Here is a 16,373-nt window from a genome sequence, read left to right on the forward strand (position 1 = left end):
ACGGCGCAGTTGGTGGTAATGAGCGGCAGGAAGATGCCGAGCAGTCGGTAGAGGGTCGGGCTGCTCTTGCGCACCACCATCTCGGTAAATTGCACACCACGGCGATCACCAGAATAAAGGCGAGGGTGCGCAGGTAACCCACCGAGAGTGGCAGTAGTATGTAGTGCTCCACCAGATAGGAGCAGGCGCTGGCCAGAGTCAGTACAAAGGTGGTTGCCAGCCCCATGCCGATGGCGGTTTCCAGTTTGCCGGAGACGCCCATGAAGGGGCAGAGGCCGAGAAATTTCACCAGCACGAAGTTGTTCACCAGCACGGTGCCAATCAGTAAAAGCAGGTACTCAGTCATCAGATTTGGATTATCCCCTGTGAAGGCGGGCGGTATTATCTGATGTTAGGGGGTCAGAAACAACCGCAAGCCCGCAGGGTTATTATTGAATTCGTTCCAGAGTCGCTGAAAACCCCATGGATGACCACCGCGCGGGTATGGGGGTGAAGAGGTGACAAGGCAGGATAGCGTCAATCAGGGCCATTGCAGTGTGGTTTATATGGATAGCCTCAGCTCGGTGGCGCCATCGGGCAGGGAGCTCCTCCCGCCAGATGGCGCCAGATTGCTTCACTTCTCTCAAGGTGTCGCTGGATGCGCCAGCGCGGTCACGACGACCTCTTACAAGGAGAGATTCTTGACGGTTTCTGAGACCGAATTGGCATCCTTGATGATCTCCTCGATCACATCCGAAATGACGCCTGCCTGCTCCTGACCCGCAATGGCATTGGTGGATACCACGCCAACTGTCTGGGTGATCCGCGCGGTAATGCTGGAGTTTTGCTTGATAACGGCCCCTATCTCGCTGGTAGAAGTGCTGGTTCTGGCTGCCAGTTGCCGGACCTCGTCGGCGACCACGGCAAAACCGCGTCCCTGTTCGCCGGCGCGTGCCGCCTCTATGGCTGCGTTCAGCGCCAATAAATTGGTTTGATCCGCGATGCTGCTGATGGTGGAGATGATGGCCTCGATGCTTCTCGATTGCTGGTTGAGCAGTTCAATCTGGCTCGCCACATCACTGACGGAGGTGTTGATATGGTTCGATGTGGTTAACACCTGGTCGATCACCTGGCGACCCTTGGCGGCGCTGGCCACCGTCTCGCCGGCGATGGTGCAGGCAGTGTGGGCGGCTTCCTTGATGGAGAGGGATTTCTCTACCCGCTCCGTGATGTCACTGGCCAGCTTGATGATTTTGACCACCTTGCCCTCGTGATTGAAGATGGGGTTGTAAGTGGCCTCGAGCCAGATCTTCTGTCCTTGTTTGCCAAAGCGCATGAAGAGCCCGGTTTTGATGTCACCAGAGCCCAGATCGCGCCAGAAATGGGGGTTTTTCTTGTAAAAATCCTCATCACAGAATTGGCGATGAGACTTGCCTGTCACCTCTTCGAGCCGGTAGCCGAAGCAATCGAGGAAATTCTGATTGGCAGTGATGACGGTGCCATCGGGCTCGAAATCGATGACGGCCAAGGACTTGTCCAGCGCGGCCAGCAGGGCTTGGGTTCGCTCCAGTGACGATTGCTGCTCAGTGACGTCCGAGGCCACCTTGGCCACCTTGGCCACCTTGCCATCGACCATGATGGGGAAATAGGTCGCTTCGAGCCAGACGGCCTTGCCCGACTTGGACTGGCGGATGAAGCGGCCATTGCGAAAGGTGCCGTTGCGAAGGTCTCGCCACAAAGACTCATAGTCGCGCGTCTTCACATCATCGGGGAAACAGAGGGCGCTGTGATGCTGACCAATTACCTCATCCCGATTGAAGCCCACTATATTCAAAAACATATCGTTGACGAAGGTGACAATGCCTTCGGGGGTGAACTGGATATAGGGAACCTGAGATTGGATGGCTTGCGAAAACGCATCCAGGTCGGCCATCCGTGCCGTTTTTTCAATCCTGTCCTGATCGTCCGTGTGTTTCCAAAACATAATAGTGTTCCTCCATGAACCCCTAGTGAGACAACGACAGTTAAGTTGACTGATTAGACAGTAGCATTAATGCGTGGAGGATCTTGCGCTTGGAAACGCTATTTTTATTCAATCAATGATTCATTTGTTGAGCTGAATTTACCCTCCCTGCATGGGGAGACCCAGTTGAGATTGACGCAGGGATGGCCCGTAAGCAGCCGTGTGCATTGATGCTGGGCAGAGGGTGATGATGATCATCGCTTTATCAGGAGCGCGGCGCTCATCGCCAGCGGTAATGCAGGGGAGAGGAGGCCATTTGCGTTGAAAGACAGTGAGGATTGGCAGGCGCAGAAAAAGCGTCGTTTGCCGAATATGCTCAATGCCCAAGGTGTTTTCAATCAACAAGAGACAAGCCTTACTCACACCCCCTTTAATAACGGACTGACATTAATGTCGGTCGTCTGGAGTAAGGCGCCCGTTTATTGTCCGGCAGCATCATGCCCATGATGCTGCAAATATTAATCACCATGCTTAATCCATCATTTACTGCACCATTGCCAGACGCCTCGTTGAACCAGTCTGAAATAATGAATGAAAAGCGATAGGCCAGTCCGGTGCTCCCTTGATCACCCGTTGGTGCTGATTGCGATTCAGAGGGGAAGGTAAGTTTCGGCTGGGATCGCCGGCGAGACACGTTGAAAACGGATGACGGTGGCGGCTTGCCCAGAGAGGCAGTGGCAGCCGAAGAGGTCATGGTGGTCTCTTCGCCCAAAGCCATCAGCACCGCACGATGCAACTACCGCTTGAGCTGTGGGTTGCATCGCAGGCCGCCCATCCATGATGCGGGACCCGGTTTCATGGTGCTGTGCCAGACTGATCGCTCAAATTGGCGTCATCATGCTGGATTTCCCCGCAGTTCAACACATCAGAGCACCATAAGGGGTCACAATGAGGTATCTTATGTCCCGATTTCATTCCTTTAACGGTGTCGAGACCTCCCATGATAATAAAACCCAAGGTTCGCGGCTTTATCTGTACCACCACTCACCCGGTCGGTTGTGAAGCCAATGTTCGTCGTCAGATTGCCTACACGAAAGCCAATGGCGCCATTGCTAATGGTCCCAAGAAGGTGCTGGTGATCGGCGCCTCCACCGGTTACGGTCTGGCCTCACGCATTGCCACCGCCTTTGGCTCCGACGCCGCGACTATAGGTGTCTTCTTCGAAAAGCCAAGCTCCGAGACCAAGACCGGCTCTGCCGGTTGGTACAACTCCGCCGCCTTCGACAAGGCGGCCAAAGAGGCGGGTCTGTACGCCAAGAGCATCAATGGCGACGCCTTCTCCCATGAGTGCCGCGCCAAGGTCATCGAGCTCATCAAAGCCGAACTGGGTCAAATCGATCTGGTTGTCTACTCCCTGGCCTCGCCGGTGCGCAAGATGCCGGATACCGGTGAAGTGGTGCGCTCCGCCCTCAAACCCATCGGCGAGACCTACACCACCACCGCCATTGACACCAACAAGGATCAAATCATCACCGCCACCGTCGAGCCGGCGAACGAGGAAGAGATCCAGAACACCATCACCGTCATGGGCGGTCAGGATTGGGAGCTGTGGATGGCTGCCCTGCGCGATGCCGGCGTGCTGGCCGATGGCGCCAAGTCCGTGGCTTACTCCTACATAGGCACAGACCTGACCTGGCCCATCTACTGGCATGGCACCCTGGGTCGTGCCAAGGAAGATCTGGACCGCGCTGCGGCCGCTATCCGTGGCGATCTGGCGGCCAAGGGCGGCACCGCCCATGTGGCAGTGCTCAAATCCGTGGTGACCCAGGCATCCAGTGCCATTCCGGTCATGCCGCTCTATATCTCCATGGCTTTCAAGATCATGAAAGAGAAGGGCATTCACGAAGGCTGCATGGAGCAGGTGGACAGATTGATGCGCACCCGTCTCTACACCGGCGATCTGGCCCTGGATGACAAGGCTCGCATCCGCATGGATGACTGGGAACTGCGTGAAGACGTGCAGCAGACCTGCCGGGATCTCTGGCCTTCCATCACCACGGAGAACCTGTCCGAGCTTACGGATTACACCGGCTACAAGCAGGAGTTCCTGCGCCTGTTCGGGTTCGGTCTGGACGAGGTGGATTACGATGCAGACGTCAATCCTGACGTGAAGTTTGACGTGATCGAGCTGTAATCCCGTTCGAGATACCGTCATGAGAAAGGGCCCTGTCTACTACAGACAGGGCCCTTTGCTATGGGCGGTCAGAGGGGGCAGGCACTCTGCTTTTGCGCGGGGGCATAGCATCAATGCAAGAGGCTCCCGTGGGAGCCTCTTCTTTGCTAGTCGCCTGACCGACTTACTGCTTGTAACTCTTCAAGAAACGGGCGAGGCGACCAATGGCCTCTTCCAGCTCCTCCTCTCGCGGCAGGAACACCAGCCGGAAGTGATCCGGGGCCGGCCAGTTGAAGCCGGTGCCCTGCACCAGCAGCAACTTCTCCTGCTGCAGCAGGTCGAACACCATCTTCTGGTCATCGCGAATGTCGTACACCTTGGGATCGAGGCGCGGGAACATGTAGAGTGCCCCCTTGGGCTTGACGCAGGAGACGCCGGGGATCTCGTTCAATAGCTCCCAAGCCTTGTCCCGCTGGCGGCGCAGTCGTCCGCCCGGCAGGATCAGCTCGTTGATGCTCTGGTAGCCACCAAGTGCCGCCTGGATGGCATGTTGCATGGGGACGTTGGAACACAGGCGCATGGAGGCCAGCATCTCCAGCCCTTCTATGTAGCCCTTGGCCCGGCCCTTGGGCCCGGTGATGACCATCCAGCCCTGGCGGAAACCACAGGCGCGGTAAGCCTTGGATAGACCATTGAAGGTCACCACCATCACATCGTCGCACAGGGTGCAGACGCTGGTATGGGAGATGTCATCGTAGAGGATCTTGTCGTAGATCTCGTCGGCGAAGATGATGAGGTTGTGCTGACGAGCGATTTCAATAAGCTCCAGCAGGAACTCGCTGCCGTAGACGGCGCCGGTCGGGTTGTTGGGGTTGATCAACACCAGGCCGCGGGTGCGCGGGGTGATGCGGGCACGGATGTCATCCAGATCCGGATACCAATCGGCCCCTTCATCGCAGCGATAGTGCACCGCATGGCCGCCGGAGAGGGTGACGGCGGCCGTCCACAGCGGGTAGTCGGGGGAGGGCACCAGCATCTCGTCGCCGTTGTTGAGCAGGGCCTGCATGGCCATGACGATGAGCTCGCTCGCGCCGTTGCCGATGTAAATGTCATCGACATCGACCTTGCGCATCCCTTTTTGCTGGTAGTACTGCATCACGGCCTTGCGGGCGGAGAAGAGTCCTTTGGAATCGCAGTAGCCCTGGCTCTGGGGCATGTTGAGGATCACATCCTTGATGAGTTCCTCTGGGGCCTCGAAACCGAATGGAGCCAGGTTGCCGATGTTGAGCTTGATGATGCGGTGGCCTTCGTCTTCGAGACGGCGAGCCTCTTTATGCACCGGGCCGCGAATGTCGTAACAGACATCGTCGAGCTTGTGCGACTTGTCGATGGTGAGCATAGTGACTGAAATCCCCTGGGACGCGTTGGCGAAAAAGGTATTCTTAGAATCAAATATCTTTGTCCCTATTCTTCACAGAATTGAATGCCAGAACAATCCTCTTTTTAGAATAATTCCCTGATTTTTATCTCTAAAACAGGGTTGCTAGTTTGTTATTTTTAGCATTTTCGTTTGCTAATATTCTATGTTGCCAGTGAAAGATGGTGTCAGGGTGGCATATCAACCTTTACTGTGTTGAATTAGCCCTTGCTTGTGGCACGATTAGCTTGAATGAGAAAGTGTCGTTTGGGGTCCTGGCTGGCATCACAGCGTATAGGTTCTCAAGCAGAGCTTGGCAACCCCCACAGACGGGCACCTAATTAGGAGGAGAAGATGGCACCGGAAATCCAGACCCCGTTACCTGCGCCGGGTCGTTATCGTCATTGCAAGGGAGGTTACTATCGCGTGCTCACCCTGGCCTGGCACAGCGAAACCCGGGAACGGCTGGTGATCTATCAATCCGAGCAGGATGGGGTTGTCTATGCCCGCCCCGTTGCCATGTTTATGGAGCAGCTCACTCTTGAGGGGCAGCGGGTGAGCCGCTTTACGCCGGTGGCGGACCAAGCCATAGGGCGGGATCCTCAATCATGAAAAAGGCGCCATCAGGCGCCTTTTTCATGTCGACATGAACTTACTGACTGAGGCCGAGATTGGCTCTGGCATATGCTTCGAAATCGGTACAGCCACCGATATGCTGCTCGTCCAGGAAGATTTGCGGAACTGTGGTGACGGGTTTACCCGCCTTGGCGGCCAGATCATCCTTGGTGAGCCCAGCTACCTGGATATCGACATATTTGAAGTCAAAATCGTCTCGCTCCTCGCGCAACTGCTCGGCCAGCATCTTGGCGCGCACACAGTAGGGGCAACCGGGACGACCATAAATTTCTACAAACATCTTCTCTCTCCGTTGATACGAGGGCATTGATATGGGACAGGGCACAGCATAGCGGTGCCCCTGGGTCAGTCAAAGTGGAAATTGTCGATGCCTGCGTTCGCCTTGTTCGATAAGGCCTGCTCTGTTGGCACGGTGACATTCGCCGTTCATGGACGATCGACGATCTGAAGTGGCTGCTGCTGGTAGATACCTTCCAGTATGCCTTTCTCAAAGACGGTCCATGGCCAGGGCGCCTTGCTGGCGCGATAGCGCTCATGGGTGGCGGGATCCTGGGATAGGCCACGCTGGAATACCACAAAGGCTTTGCGCTGTCCCCCGGCGGTATCGATGAAACCGGCTAGATTTGAGGTGCCGGTGATGGTGCCTGTCTTGGCATGCACCTTGTTCTTCATCATGGGGGCGGTGACGCTGCGCCGCCACGCCAGAGTGCCGTCAACCTGGGAGCTGGGCAGTAGCTTGATAAATCCGAGCTGGGCATCGTTGCGCTGGATAAAGTTCAGCACTGACAACATCTGACGGGCGCTGATGAGGTTGTGAGCTGATAGGCCAGAGCCGTCGGCCAGGGTCGCATTGCCCAAGTCTATGCCCTGTTTGGTCAGGATGGCGCGCACCGCCATGGTACCGCTGCGATAGCTGCCCGGCTTGTTGTAGTAGTGGCGTCCCACGGTTTTGAGGAAGGTATCGGCATAGGTGTTGTCGGATTTCTTCAGCATCTTGGCCAGCATGACCGGCAGCGGGGCTGAATAGTGGGTCGCCAGCGTCTCGGCGCCCTCTGGCGCTTTGTGGGTCACGCGCAGCAGGCCGTCATGCTTGACCCCGGCCCTGTCCATGGCCCAACGAATGTTGTCCCAGCCCCAGGCTTCCACATCGTGGATGGCAAAACGCAGCCCCTGGGGCTCCTTGTTCGGGGTGATGCAGCCCTTGAGTTCGTAATGATTCCCCTTGGCCATATCAACTTCCAGGGCGCAGAACTGGCGCGCCATATCCCCATACGTCATCACGTCCACATTGTCGGCGCTGATGCTGATGGGCACCCCGGTGGCGACATGGCCCGTGGCAGGCCCGCCTATCTGGGTGGCGCTGACTGTGCCATAAGCACAGTTCTTGTCGATAATGACCGCAGAGACGGGGGCGGCGAAGCAGAGGGTCTGATCCCCCCAGGACCAGCCGTTGCCGCGTTCATAGCCGTTGTAGGCCCCGGTATTGACATGGACATTACCCTTGATGCGGGTGACGCCAAGCTGCTTGAACAGGGCGAGCAGATCCATGCGCGACAGGGTGGGGTCACCGACGAAGTTGATCCAGAGGTCGCCATTGATGAGATCCCCCTGTTTGCTGCCCGGCTTGACCTGGATCTCGGTCGCGAAGCGAAAATCGGCGCCCAGCTCGAGTCGGGCCGCCAGGGCCGTCAGCACTTTCATGGTGGAGGCCGGGGCTATCATGTCATCGGCGTGGCGAGCGTACTCGACGCCATTGTTGCCCTGCACTATCACGGCATATTGGCCCCCCTGGGGCGGGGTCAGCGTGGCAGCCTGGGCCGCCAGGGAAACGAAAGCACAAAAACCTATCAAAAACCGCTGCATAAAAACCTCTGTGTTAGCCGAGGATGTCGGCGATGCGGTACCGTTCCTCAGAATCGAAACATTTTCATCTTTTATCTGCCAGTCGGTCTGACGTTAGCCAAGGTCATTGGCGGTGCGATACCGGCCGTCATAATCAAAAATTTTCTCTTTCACCTGCCAGAAGCGTCCAGACTTGCGCGCGATGACAAAATCGGGATGACGAAACTGGGCCTGTGCCGCAAGGACGCTATCCAGGGTGGTGAATTCGGGCTCAAGGCCCGGAGCGCGCCAATGATGACGCACAAAGGCCCGTTGAAACAAGCGTCGTGCCCCTGGGCTGTGGAAAGAAAAATACTCCATCAGGGTCAAACCATCCTCATCGTGATAGGTCACCTCCAGCCGCTCCCCCTGTTTGCCACGGCCTGCGGCCAGGGTCAGCCCGGCGGCGCGGATCACCATACAGTCCTTGAGATTGAGGGCGGCTTTGAGCTTGTCATCTGGGTCGACCAGCAGTTGGTCACACTCGTGGCAGCGGCGGGCCGCGATGTCGTTCTCGCTGCCACAACCGGGACAGATCTTGGCGCGAAAGCGGTAGTCGCACTCTTCCCGCGCGCCCTCCTCGTCTTCGAAAAAGCCCTGGCAGCGTCGGCCATAGTGCTCTATCACCTTGCCATCCTCATCCGTCTTGCCCCAGAAGGTGTTGGCAAAACCGCAGGCGGGGCAGGGCACTTGCACAGGTTCGGTACCGGCATGGGGCCTGGGCTCTCCCACCTCTGGGGCGAACAGGTTGAAGTTGTTGCCAGCGTAATCGAGTACCAGGCAATCCGTCTTGCCGGGGGAGAGGCGCAGGCCGCGCCCGACTATCTGCTGATAGAGCGAGACAGATTCGGTGGGGCGCAGCATGACGATGAGATCGACATGAGGGGCGTCGAAACCTGTGGTGAGTACGGAGACGTTGACCAGGAACTTGATGTCGCGGGCCTTGAAGCCATGAATGAGGGCATCGCGCTCAGGGCCCGGGGTTTCGCCGGTGATCAGGGCCGCGTGCTGTGCCTTTGCAGCAAGCAGGCCCTGGATCTCCCGGGCATGTTCGACGGTGGCGGCAAAGACCATCACGCCCTGGCGATCTTTTGCGTACTCCAGTACCTGATTGATGATGTGAGGAGTGACCCGTTGCTGGCGCTTGAGTTCGCCATTGAGATCCGCCTCGCTGAACAGGCCATTTCCCCGGGGCACCAGTTGGCTGAAGTCATAATGGACTATGGGGGCATCGACCAGCAGCGGCGGAGTCAGGTAACCGTTTTTTACCATGAAGCGCAGCGGCAATTCGAACACGCAGTCGCCAAACAGCCGCTCACCCTGACTGCGCACCATGCCGTGATAGTGGCGCCGGTAAATCCAGCCCAACCCCAGTCGGTAGGGGGTGGCGGTGAGCCCGAGGATCTTGAGGGCCGGATTGGCGATTTTAAGATGGTCGATCACCTGATGGTATTGGCTCTCATCATCCAGTGATACCCGATGGCACTCGTCGATGATGAGCAGGGAGAAGCCCCCCGTAGCACTGGCTGTCTCTACCGGGGAGGAGGCCGCTGGCGCTGCGGGTTCAAAGGCGGTCAGATTGCGCGCCACAGATTGTACTGAGCCAAATACCACCTGGGCTTTGGCATCCTTGCGATCCAGCCCGGCGGCGAAGATGTCTGCCGTCAGTCCCCAGGACTCATATTTGCCGTGGTTTTGTTCCACCAGCTCCTTGACGTGGGCGAGCACCAGAACCCGCCCCCTGGCTTTGCGGGCCAGCTCTGCAATCACCAGACTCTTGCCGGCTCCGGTGGGCAGTACTACCACGGCGGGATCCGGGTGTTTGCGAAAATGCTGGATGACGGCGTTGACGGCGTCTGTCTGGTAGGGCCTTAGCACGAACATGATAGGGACGCTGGCTGATAAAGGGCTGGCGGGCATTATAGGGAGGGGAGGGCCTGGGCACAAATGACAGCGGGCCAGTCAGACTGGCCCGCTTGGGAAGATCAATGGAAGGGGAACAGGTAGTTGAGCCAGCTTGCCATGCGCATCAGTACTTTGCGCATGATGGCCACATGGTGAACATGTTCGGTATAGATGGCGGCTTGACCGCTGGAGCCCGCAATCACCTGATAATTCTGCCAATCGGGGTCGGTGATCTTGATGATAATTGGCAGGCGGCCCGGCACTTGCGCTGAGCTTTGATCCAGCAAACCGGCATTGGCTTGCACGTTGCCCGATGCGATAGCGGGGATCACGGCTTCCACTTCACCCTGGAATATTCTGCCTGGGATACCATCGAGCACCACTTCAGCCTTATCGCCCACTTTCAGGCGCTGCATACTGTTTTGCCAGAACCAGCCCACATAGGAGCTGTCATCCTCGTGGATGAATGTCATCACGGGGCGGTAGAGGTAGGGGGTCGCTATCATGCCGGGGCGCAGCGCGAGTTGTACGACATGTCCGTCGCTGGGGGCATAAACGACGGTCTGTTCCAGCGTATATTTGGCCTCATTGAGCTGCGCCTGCAGATCATCGATGGTTGCTTTTTGCTGATCTTGCTGGGCGCCGATGTCATCCACGTTGGCTTGCGTTACATCGAGGTCCCGCTGCTTGCCAATACCCCGACGCAAAAGCTCCCGTGCCCGATCACGATCCAGGCTGGCAGAACGCAGCCTGGCATCAAGCGCTTTGAGATAATCCTGGTTGGAGAGCAGGCGGGCCGTCAGACTTGCGACCTTCTGTTCGAAGGGTTCGGCCTCTATCCGAAACAGCACATCGCCCTTTTTCACCTTCTGATTGGGTTTGACGGCCACTTCGCTGACGCGTCCCTTGACCAGAGGCACTATGGGGGTGGAGACGTAGTAGTTGCGTGACAACTCCGAATAGGGGTGGTTGTAATTCATCAGTACGATGAGCGCCCCTATGATGAAGATACCGCCCAGCACGGCCGTTGGCACAGTCCACTTGTTGAGCGGGATCTTGAATACCTTGAAAATCCCGACGCAGATGGCCGTGTAGGTAAGAATAAGTAGCAAATCCATGAGTGATTACCTGTTTTCGGTCTGTTCGAGCGTGGCCATACGGGCTTGCAAAGCGGCAAGTTCTTGCTTGAGCGTGGAGATGTCCTCTTCGTCCTTTTGCAAACGTTGATTGAATCCCCAGCCCCGATCCGGGCGATAGAGCGTGGCCCAGATCCACAGGAATGGCCAAAGCACATGCAATGTGAACAGACTGACCCAACCCGCCACGTGAATGGCATCCTGATGTGGGTGCTGGCGGTGTTTGGCTATTTCATAAGGAATGTCGTGAATAATGATAATTCCATAGAACATGACCAAGACGACGAATACCAAGATCCCCAAGGCAATGTAATCAAGCATCTTCAACTTCTCCCATCTAAATTGCGAGGTGACACTCTCATCTCGCATCCACAGTGTCAGCGGCACATGATGACAGCATATTACCGCGGCGCAAGACTGCATAGAGCGGAGTCAATATACTGGTACAGCTTAGGTTCATTGGTAGGTTATTAATCACGCAGAATCGTTTTTTTCTGTAAAATCAAACAAGAAATGGATTCGGATGCATGAGAAACAGGAAGATGGGGGCGCGATGAAGATACTGTGCAAAATGAGTCTGTGGTTGACCGGTTTGCTGCTGACTTGCCTGTTGTTGGTGCGAGTAGGCTGGGCGGCAGAGCCCAGGCGAGAGCCCACGGAACAAGAGCTGGCTCGGACCCTGGTGCTGCTCCATGAGCCCATCGTCATGTTCCAGGCCAAGCTGGGGAGTCTGGATGGCGCCGATCGGGTGCGTTGGGTTCATGAGCGTCTCGACACCATGAGTGCGGACGATTTGCAGACCCCCATTACCGTCGTTGCGAGTCAGCGACTCGGTTATGACACCCGGGAGTTCTTGGTCAACGGCAAGCGCGTCCTGATGCTGGTGGACAAGGATCTGGACGACCTCGATGAACTGACTCTGGATCAAGCGGCCGATCGCGTACAGGGACGGTTGGAAGAGGTGAGGCTCAAGTATCTGGAGCTGCATTCCACGCCCTATCTGCTAAAGGCCACAGGCAAGGCCCTGTTGGCAAGTCTGGTGTTCTTTGGCGCAATTTGGTTGCTGCAATGGTGCCATCGCCGAGTCAGGAAGTGGCTCGCCAACCGCCTGCTGTTGCAAAAAGGGCTGATCCCTCACCAATGGCGCCAGGTCGCGGGCAATGTCGAGGTGAGAATACTGGGCCTGGTCAGTCTGCTGTTGGTGTCCATGTTCACTTATGGCTGGCTCACCTATGTGCTGGGCCTCTTCCCCCAAACTCGGGCCTGGAGCGATCGGCTCGGCAGCTCCCTGTTTTCTCTGTGTGCCGATATGCTGGATGGCATCATGGCCGCCATGCCCGGGTTAGTGACAGTGATGCTGATCTTCGTCATGACCCGGGTCTTCATTCGCATGCTGGCCATCATCTTTGATCGTGTCGAACGCGGTCAGTTGCGGATGCAGGGGCTGCATGCCGAGACGGTGGGCGCGACTCGCCGCCTGCTCTCCGTGGTGATCTGGCTGTTTGCCCTGACGGTGGCCTACCCCTATCTGCCCGGCGCCAATTCGGACGCCTTCAAGGGGGTGAGTGTCTTCTTCGGCCTCATGGTGACCCTGGGATCGGCGGGGATCATGAACCACGCCATGAGTGGCCTGGTGCTCATCTATTCCCGCGCCCTGCGTCCAGGTGATCTGGTGCAGATAGGAGAAGTGGAAGGGATGGTGACCGAACTCAGCGCCCTTTCGACCAAGCTGGTGACGCGCCAGGATCACGAGGTAACCCTGCCCAACGCCGTGGTCGTGGGCGGCAAGGTGGTCAATCTCACCCGCCTTGCCGGGGAGAAGGGGGTGGCCCTGCTCACCAAGGTGACCATAGGTTATGACACCCCCTGGCGTCAGGTGCATGCCATGCTGGAGCTGGCGGCCCGGCGCTGTGAGCGGCTCAATCAGGAAGAAGCCCCCTTGGTACGTCAGCTCAACTTGCAGGACTGGTATGTGGAGTACGAGTTGCAGGTGCGTATGAAGGCGGGGTTGCTGCCCGCCGTGGTCAAGACCGAGCTCCATGGCCACATCCAGGATGTGTTCAATGAGTTTGGTGTGCAGATCATGTCCCCCAATTTCATTGCCCAGCCCGAGCAAGCGGTGCTGGTGGCCAGGGAGCAGTGGTACCAGGCGCCGGCAGAAGCGCCCAAGGGCCAGGAGCCTGGCAACTGAGCCATGGGCGTCGCGCCTCACGGGGCGTTACAAATGAAAAGGCCCGGCAGCGATGCCGGGCCTTTTGTTATTGCAGGGCAGGTGAGGAGGTCAGGTCTCCTTTACTTCGCTGATCTGGACTGGCCTGAATTTGATTAGGAAGGCCAGGGTCAGCAGGGCGGTGGCAACCAATCCTATGATGGTGGAGATCTGCATCTCCATGCCAAAGCCGATGGGGGCATTGGCCAGATAGGTGATGACCACGGCGGTCATGAACATGGCCGGTATGGTGCAAATCCAATGGAACTTGCCCTCCTTGGCGAGGTAGGCGGCAGCGGCCCACAGCATGATCACCGCTGTGGTCTGGTTGGCCCAGCCGAAGTAGCGCCAGATCACACCGAACTCCGCTTTGGAGATGATGTAACCCAGAACAAACATGGGGATGGCGATCAGCAGACGCTTGACGATGGGCTTCTGGGTCATGTTGAGGAAGTCCGCCACTATCAGGCGGGCACTGCGAAACGCGGTGTCGCCGGAGGTGATGGGCAGGATCACCACGCCGAGGATGGCGAGTATGCCACCGACGGTGCCAAGCAGGCCGGTGGAGACTTCGTGGACCACGGCAGAGGGGCCACCGCTGGCCAGGGTCGCGTTCAGGGCGTCCGTGCTCTCGTAGAAGGAGAGACCCAGAGTGCACCAGATCAGCGCGATGACGCCTTCACCTATCATGGCGCCGTAGAAGATGAAGCGACCGGACTTCTCATTTTGCATGCAGCGCGCCATCAGCGGGGATTGAGTAGCGTGAAAACCCGAGACGGCACCACAGGCGATGGTGATGAACAGCAGCGGCCAGAGCGGCAAGTCGGTGGGGTGCAGGTTGGAGAAGTCCATCCCTGTGTTGTAGAAACCCTTGCCAGATACCATGAGGCCGATGACCAGACCGACGGACATGAATACCAGCAGGGCGCCAAAGATGGGGTAGAAGCGACCGATGATCTTGTCGATGGGCACTATGGTCGCGAGTATGTAATAGGCAAAAATGGCCGCGATCCAGTAGACCATCTCGATGTGAGTCAGGCTGGAGAGCAGACCGGCCGGACTCAGCACGAAGACCACGCCGACCAGCATCAGCAAGATGACGGCGAACAGGTTCATGAAGTGTTTGGCCACGGTGCCCAGATGCTCACCGACCACTGTCGGGACAGAAGCGCCTTTGGCCCGGACCGAGAGCATGCCCGAGAAGTAGTCGTGTACCGCACCGGCGAAGATGCAGCCGAACACTATCCACAGCATGGCGACCGGGCCATAGAGCGCGCCGAGTATGGGGCCGAAGATGGGGCCGACCCCGGCGATGTTGAGCAGCTGAACCAGGTAAATCTTCTTGTCGGACATGGGGACATAGTCCACGCCATCGGCCATGGTGATGGCCGGGGTTTTCAGCTCGGGTTTGGGGCCGAAAATCCGTTCGATGAGTTTACCGTAAGTGAAATAGCCGGCGACGAGCAGGCCGACACAGAGGAAGAACCAGACCATTGTAACGCTCCATCATTTGTTATTGTGGTGTGCGTTGGGGAGTCTAGGTGGCCAGGCTGTGAAACTCATGTGAAAGAACCTGAGCGGCGTCTTGGCGTCCCGAGCGGCGAGGGATTGTGATCCGTCTCACGCTTGATGCCTGATGGCAAGGTCTGCTTGAAGCCTAGGTTGAGTAGCAAGCCAGCATCCCAGGCAAGCTGGCAGGGGGAATAAAGGCGAGCGGTTATTCAAGGCCTCTTGGCATGGCTGAGGGGGACGGTTAATTGAGACCAAACTGGTCTTTCAACGCCTTGAGATAGCGGCGACTGACCGGCACCCGGGCGCCGCTCGGGGTGACTATCTCGGCCAGCTGATTGTCGAGCAGGGCTATTTCGAAAATGGCGGCAGGGTGGATCAGGTACTGACGATGGCAGCGCAGCAACGGGCTCTTCTCTTCCAGGGATTTCAGGGTGAGCTGGGTGTGGAACAGCTCACCCTGACAGGCCACATGTACCCCGCCCAGATCCGAGAAGGCGTACTCCACCTGCGCCATGGGCAGCAGTCGCACCCGGTTATGGAGATAGCCGGGAATATGGTGGATGGCCGGTGCCAGGGCCGCCATGGGTTGTGGGGTCATATCCTGCTTTAGTCGGGCCAGGGTCTTGTGCAGCCTGACTGGCTCGACCGGCTTGAGCAGATAGTCGAATGCCTGCTCCTCGAAGGCTTGAATAGCGTAGCTGTCATAAGCCGTCACGAAGACGATGCGGGGCAGGGGATCGAGCATGGCGACCAGCTCCATGCCGCTGAGCTTGGGCATCTGAATATCGAGAAAGACTACGTCAGGTTTGAGACGGTTGATGAGGCCAAGAGCCTCTATCGCATTGGCCGCCTGCCCCAAGAGGTCGATGTCTGCATCTTGGCCGAGCAGCAGGGCCAGCTCGTCGCGGGCATAAGGTTCATCGTCGACGATGAGAACGCGGATCATCTTGTCTCCTGGCGCAGAGGGTTGTGCTTGGTACTGATTGAAGCAGGGGCAGCTGTGGGGCAATGTTGGCTCATGTGACCTCCTTGGGCAAGGTGAACGAGACCCGGGTCCAATGCTCGGGCTCACAGTGAATGCTGATGCCATATTGCGGGCCGAAGGCGCTCTTGAGGCGCTTGTCGACAATGGACATCCCCAGTCCATCGCCATTGGCTCCCGGTTGCCAGCAGCCGGCGTTGTCCTCGATGCTGATGGTCACGCACCCTTCATGTTCCTGAGCCAACAAGCGCAATTGTCCCTCGCCGAGCAGGGTGGAGATACCATGTTTGATGGCATTCTCGATGAGAGGTTGCAGGGTAAAACTCGGCAGGCGCAGCTGGGACAGATGTTCGGGTATCTCGTTGACCACGGTCAGGCGATCGCCAAAGCGGGCCAGCTCTATCTCCAGATAGGATTGGCAGTGCTCCTGCTCCTCTTGCAGGGTGGCGAGGCCGCTCTGACGCTTGAGGTTGTTGCGAAAGAAGCGTGACAGATGCAGCAACAGCTCGCGGGCCCGTTCCGGGTTGCGGCGGGTGATGGCGCCGATGGTGTTGAGGGTGTTGAACAGGAAGTGAGGGTT

Annotated in this window: 15 protein-coding genes and 1 pseudogene; 3 read left to right on the forward strand and 13 right to left on the reverse strand. The window is 57.6% G+C overall.

Annotated features, from left to right (window positions below; translation table 11 throughout):
- The 4 genes and pseudogenes from G113_RS12530 to G113_RS21070 form a co-directional block, all read right to left on the reverse strand.
- Nucleotides 1-346, reverse strand: a pseudogene (locus G113_RS12530) (Rnf-Nqr domain containing protein); the annotation flags it as partial.
- A 318-nt stretch (nt 347-664) separates the two neighbouring features.
- Complete coding sequence (locus G113_RS22160) at nt 665-1,963, reverse strand: methyl-accepting chemotaxis protein (RefSeq protein ID WP_040319192.1); 1,299 nt, start codon at nt 1,961-1,963, stop codon at nt 665-667.
- Between the two features lie 138 nt (nt 1,964-2,101).
- Entirely contained in the window at nt 2,102-2,347 is a 246-nt protein-coding gene (locus tag G113_RS21065) for a hypothetical protein (RefSeq protein ID WP_152436036.1), read from the reverse strand.
- A 25-nt stretch (nt 2,348-2,372) separates the two neighbouring features.
- A complete protein-coding gene (locus G113_RS21070; protein WP_152436037.1) occupies nt 2,373-2,738 on the reverse strand; it encodes a hypothetical protein in 366 nt (121 codons plus the stop codon).
- A gap of 204 nt (nt 2,739-2,942) precedes the next feature.
- Here G113_RS21070 and fabV point away from each other — a divergent pair, with 204 nt between their 5' ends.
- The gene (fabV, locus tag G113_RS12540) at nt 2,943-4,136 is read left to right on the forward strand and encodes an enoyl-ACP reductase FabV (protein WP_005902978.1); all 1,194 of its coding nucleotides are present in this window, start codon (nt 2,943-2,945) and stop codon (nt 4,134-4,136) included.
- Nucleotides 4,137-4,299: 163 nt separating this feature from the next.
- Here the strand turns inward: fabV and G113_RS12545 are convergent, their stop codons facing one another.
- Nucleotides 4,300-5,514: a pyridoxal phosphate-dependent aminotransferase gene (locus G113_RS12545; protein WP_005902980.1), complete on the reverse strand. Its 1,215-nt coding sequence runs from the start codon at nt 5,512-5,514 to the stop codon at nt 4,300-4,302.
- 372 nt (nt 5,515-5,886) lie between these two features.
- Here G113_RS12545 and G113_RS12550 point away from each other — a divergent pair, with 372 nt between their 5' ends.
- Nucleotides 5,887-6,144 (forward strand): DUF1653 domain-containing protein, encoded by a 258-nt coding sequence (locus tag G113_RS12550; RefSeq protein ID WP_005902983.1) that lies wholly within the window; start codon nt 5,887-5,889, stop codon nt 6,142-6,144.
- A 40-nt stretch (nt 6,145-6,184) separates the two neighbouring features.
- On the opposite strand, the gene G113_RS12555 is transcribed toward G113_RS12550, so the two are convergent.
- The 5 genes from G113_RS12555 to G113_RS12575 form a co-directional block, all read right to left on the reverse strand.
- Nucleotides 6,185-6,448 (reverse strand): GrxA family glutaredoxin, encoded by a 264-nt coding sequence (locus G113_RS12555; RefSeq protein ID WP_005902985.1) that lies wholly within the window; start codon nt 6,446-6,448, stop codon nt 6,185-6,187.
- Between the two features lie 146 nt (nt 6,449-6,594).
- Complete coding sequence (dacB, locus tag G113_RS12560) at nt 6,595-8,031, reverse strand: D-alanyl-D-alanine carboxypeptidase/D-alanyl-D-alanine endopeptidase (protein WP_005902987.1); 1,437 nt, start codon at nt 8,029-8,031, stop codon at nt 6,595-6,597.
- A gap of 93 nt (nt 8,032-8,124) precedes the next feature.
- On the reverse strand, nt 8,125-9,933 hold the full coding sequence (locus tag G113_RS12565) for a DEAD/DEAH box helicase (protein ID WP_005902989.1): 1,809 nt from the start codon (nt 9,931-9,933) through the stop codon (nt 8,125-8,127).
- Nucleotides 9,934-10,034: 101 nt separating this feature from the next.
- Nucleotides 10,035-11,072 carry an HlyD family secretion protein gene (locus G113_RS12570; protein ID WP_005902991.1) on the reverse strand — a complete coding sequence of 346 codons (1,038 nt, stop codon included), beginning with the start codon at nt 11,070-11,072 and terminating at the stop codon, nt 10,035-10,037.
- Nucleotides 11,073-11,078: 6 nt separating this feature from the next.
- Nucleotides 11,079-11,411 (reverse strand): DUF3302 domain-containing protein, encoded by a 333-nt coding sequence (locus G113_RS12575; RefSeq protein ID WP_005902993.1) that lies wholly within the window; start codon nt 11,409-11,411, stop codon nt 11,079-11,081.
- Between the two features lie 202 nt (nt 11,412-11,613).
- Here G113_RS12575 and G113_RS12580 point away from each other — a divergent pair, with 202 nt between their 5' ends.
- Nucleotides 11,614-13,281: a mechanosensitive ion channel family protein gene (locus G113_RS12580; RefSeq protein WP_005902996.1), complete on the forward strand. Its 1,668-nt coding sequence runs from the start codon at nt 11,614-11,616 to the stop codon at nt 13,279-13,281.
- Between the two features lie 90 nt (nt 13,282-13,371).
- Here G113_RS12580 and G113_RS12585 read toward each other — a convergent pair whose 3' ends face one another.
- The 3 genes from G113_RS12585 to G113_RS12595 all read right to left on the reverse strand — a co-directional run.
- A complete protein-coding gene (locus G113_RS12585) occupies nt 13,372-14,793 on the reverse strand; it encodes a carbon starvation CstA family protein (RefSeq protein WP_005902998.1) in 1,422 nt (473 codons plus the stop codon).
- A 259-nt stretch (nt 14,794-15,052) separates the two neighbouring features.
- Nucleotides 15,053-15,757, reverse strand: a complete 705-nt coding sequence (gene btsR / locus G113_RS12590; protein WP_005903000.1) for a two-component system response regulator BtsR — start codon at nt 15,755-15,757, stop codon at nt 15,053-15,055.
- A gap of 70 nt (nt 15,758-15,827) precedes the next feature.
- Nucleotides 15,828-16,373 (reverse strand): sensor histidine kinase (locus tag G113_RS12595; RefSeq protein ID WP_005903002.1); only part of this gene is annotated, 546 nt, incomplete at its 5' end.

This window comes from Aeromonas molluscorum 848 (genome assembly GCF_000388115.1).
Classification (GTDB): Bacteria; Pseudomonadota; Gammaproteobacteria; order Enterobacterales; family Aeromonadaceae; genus Aeromonas; species Aeromonas molluscorum.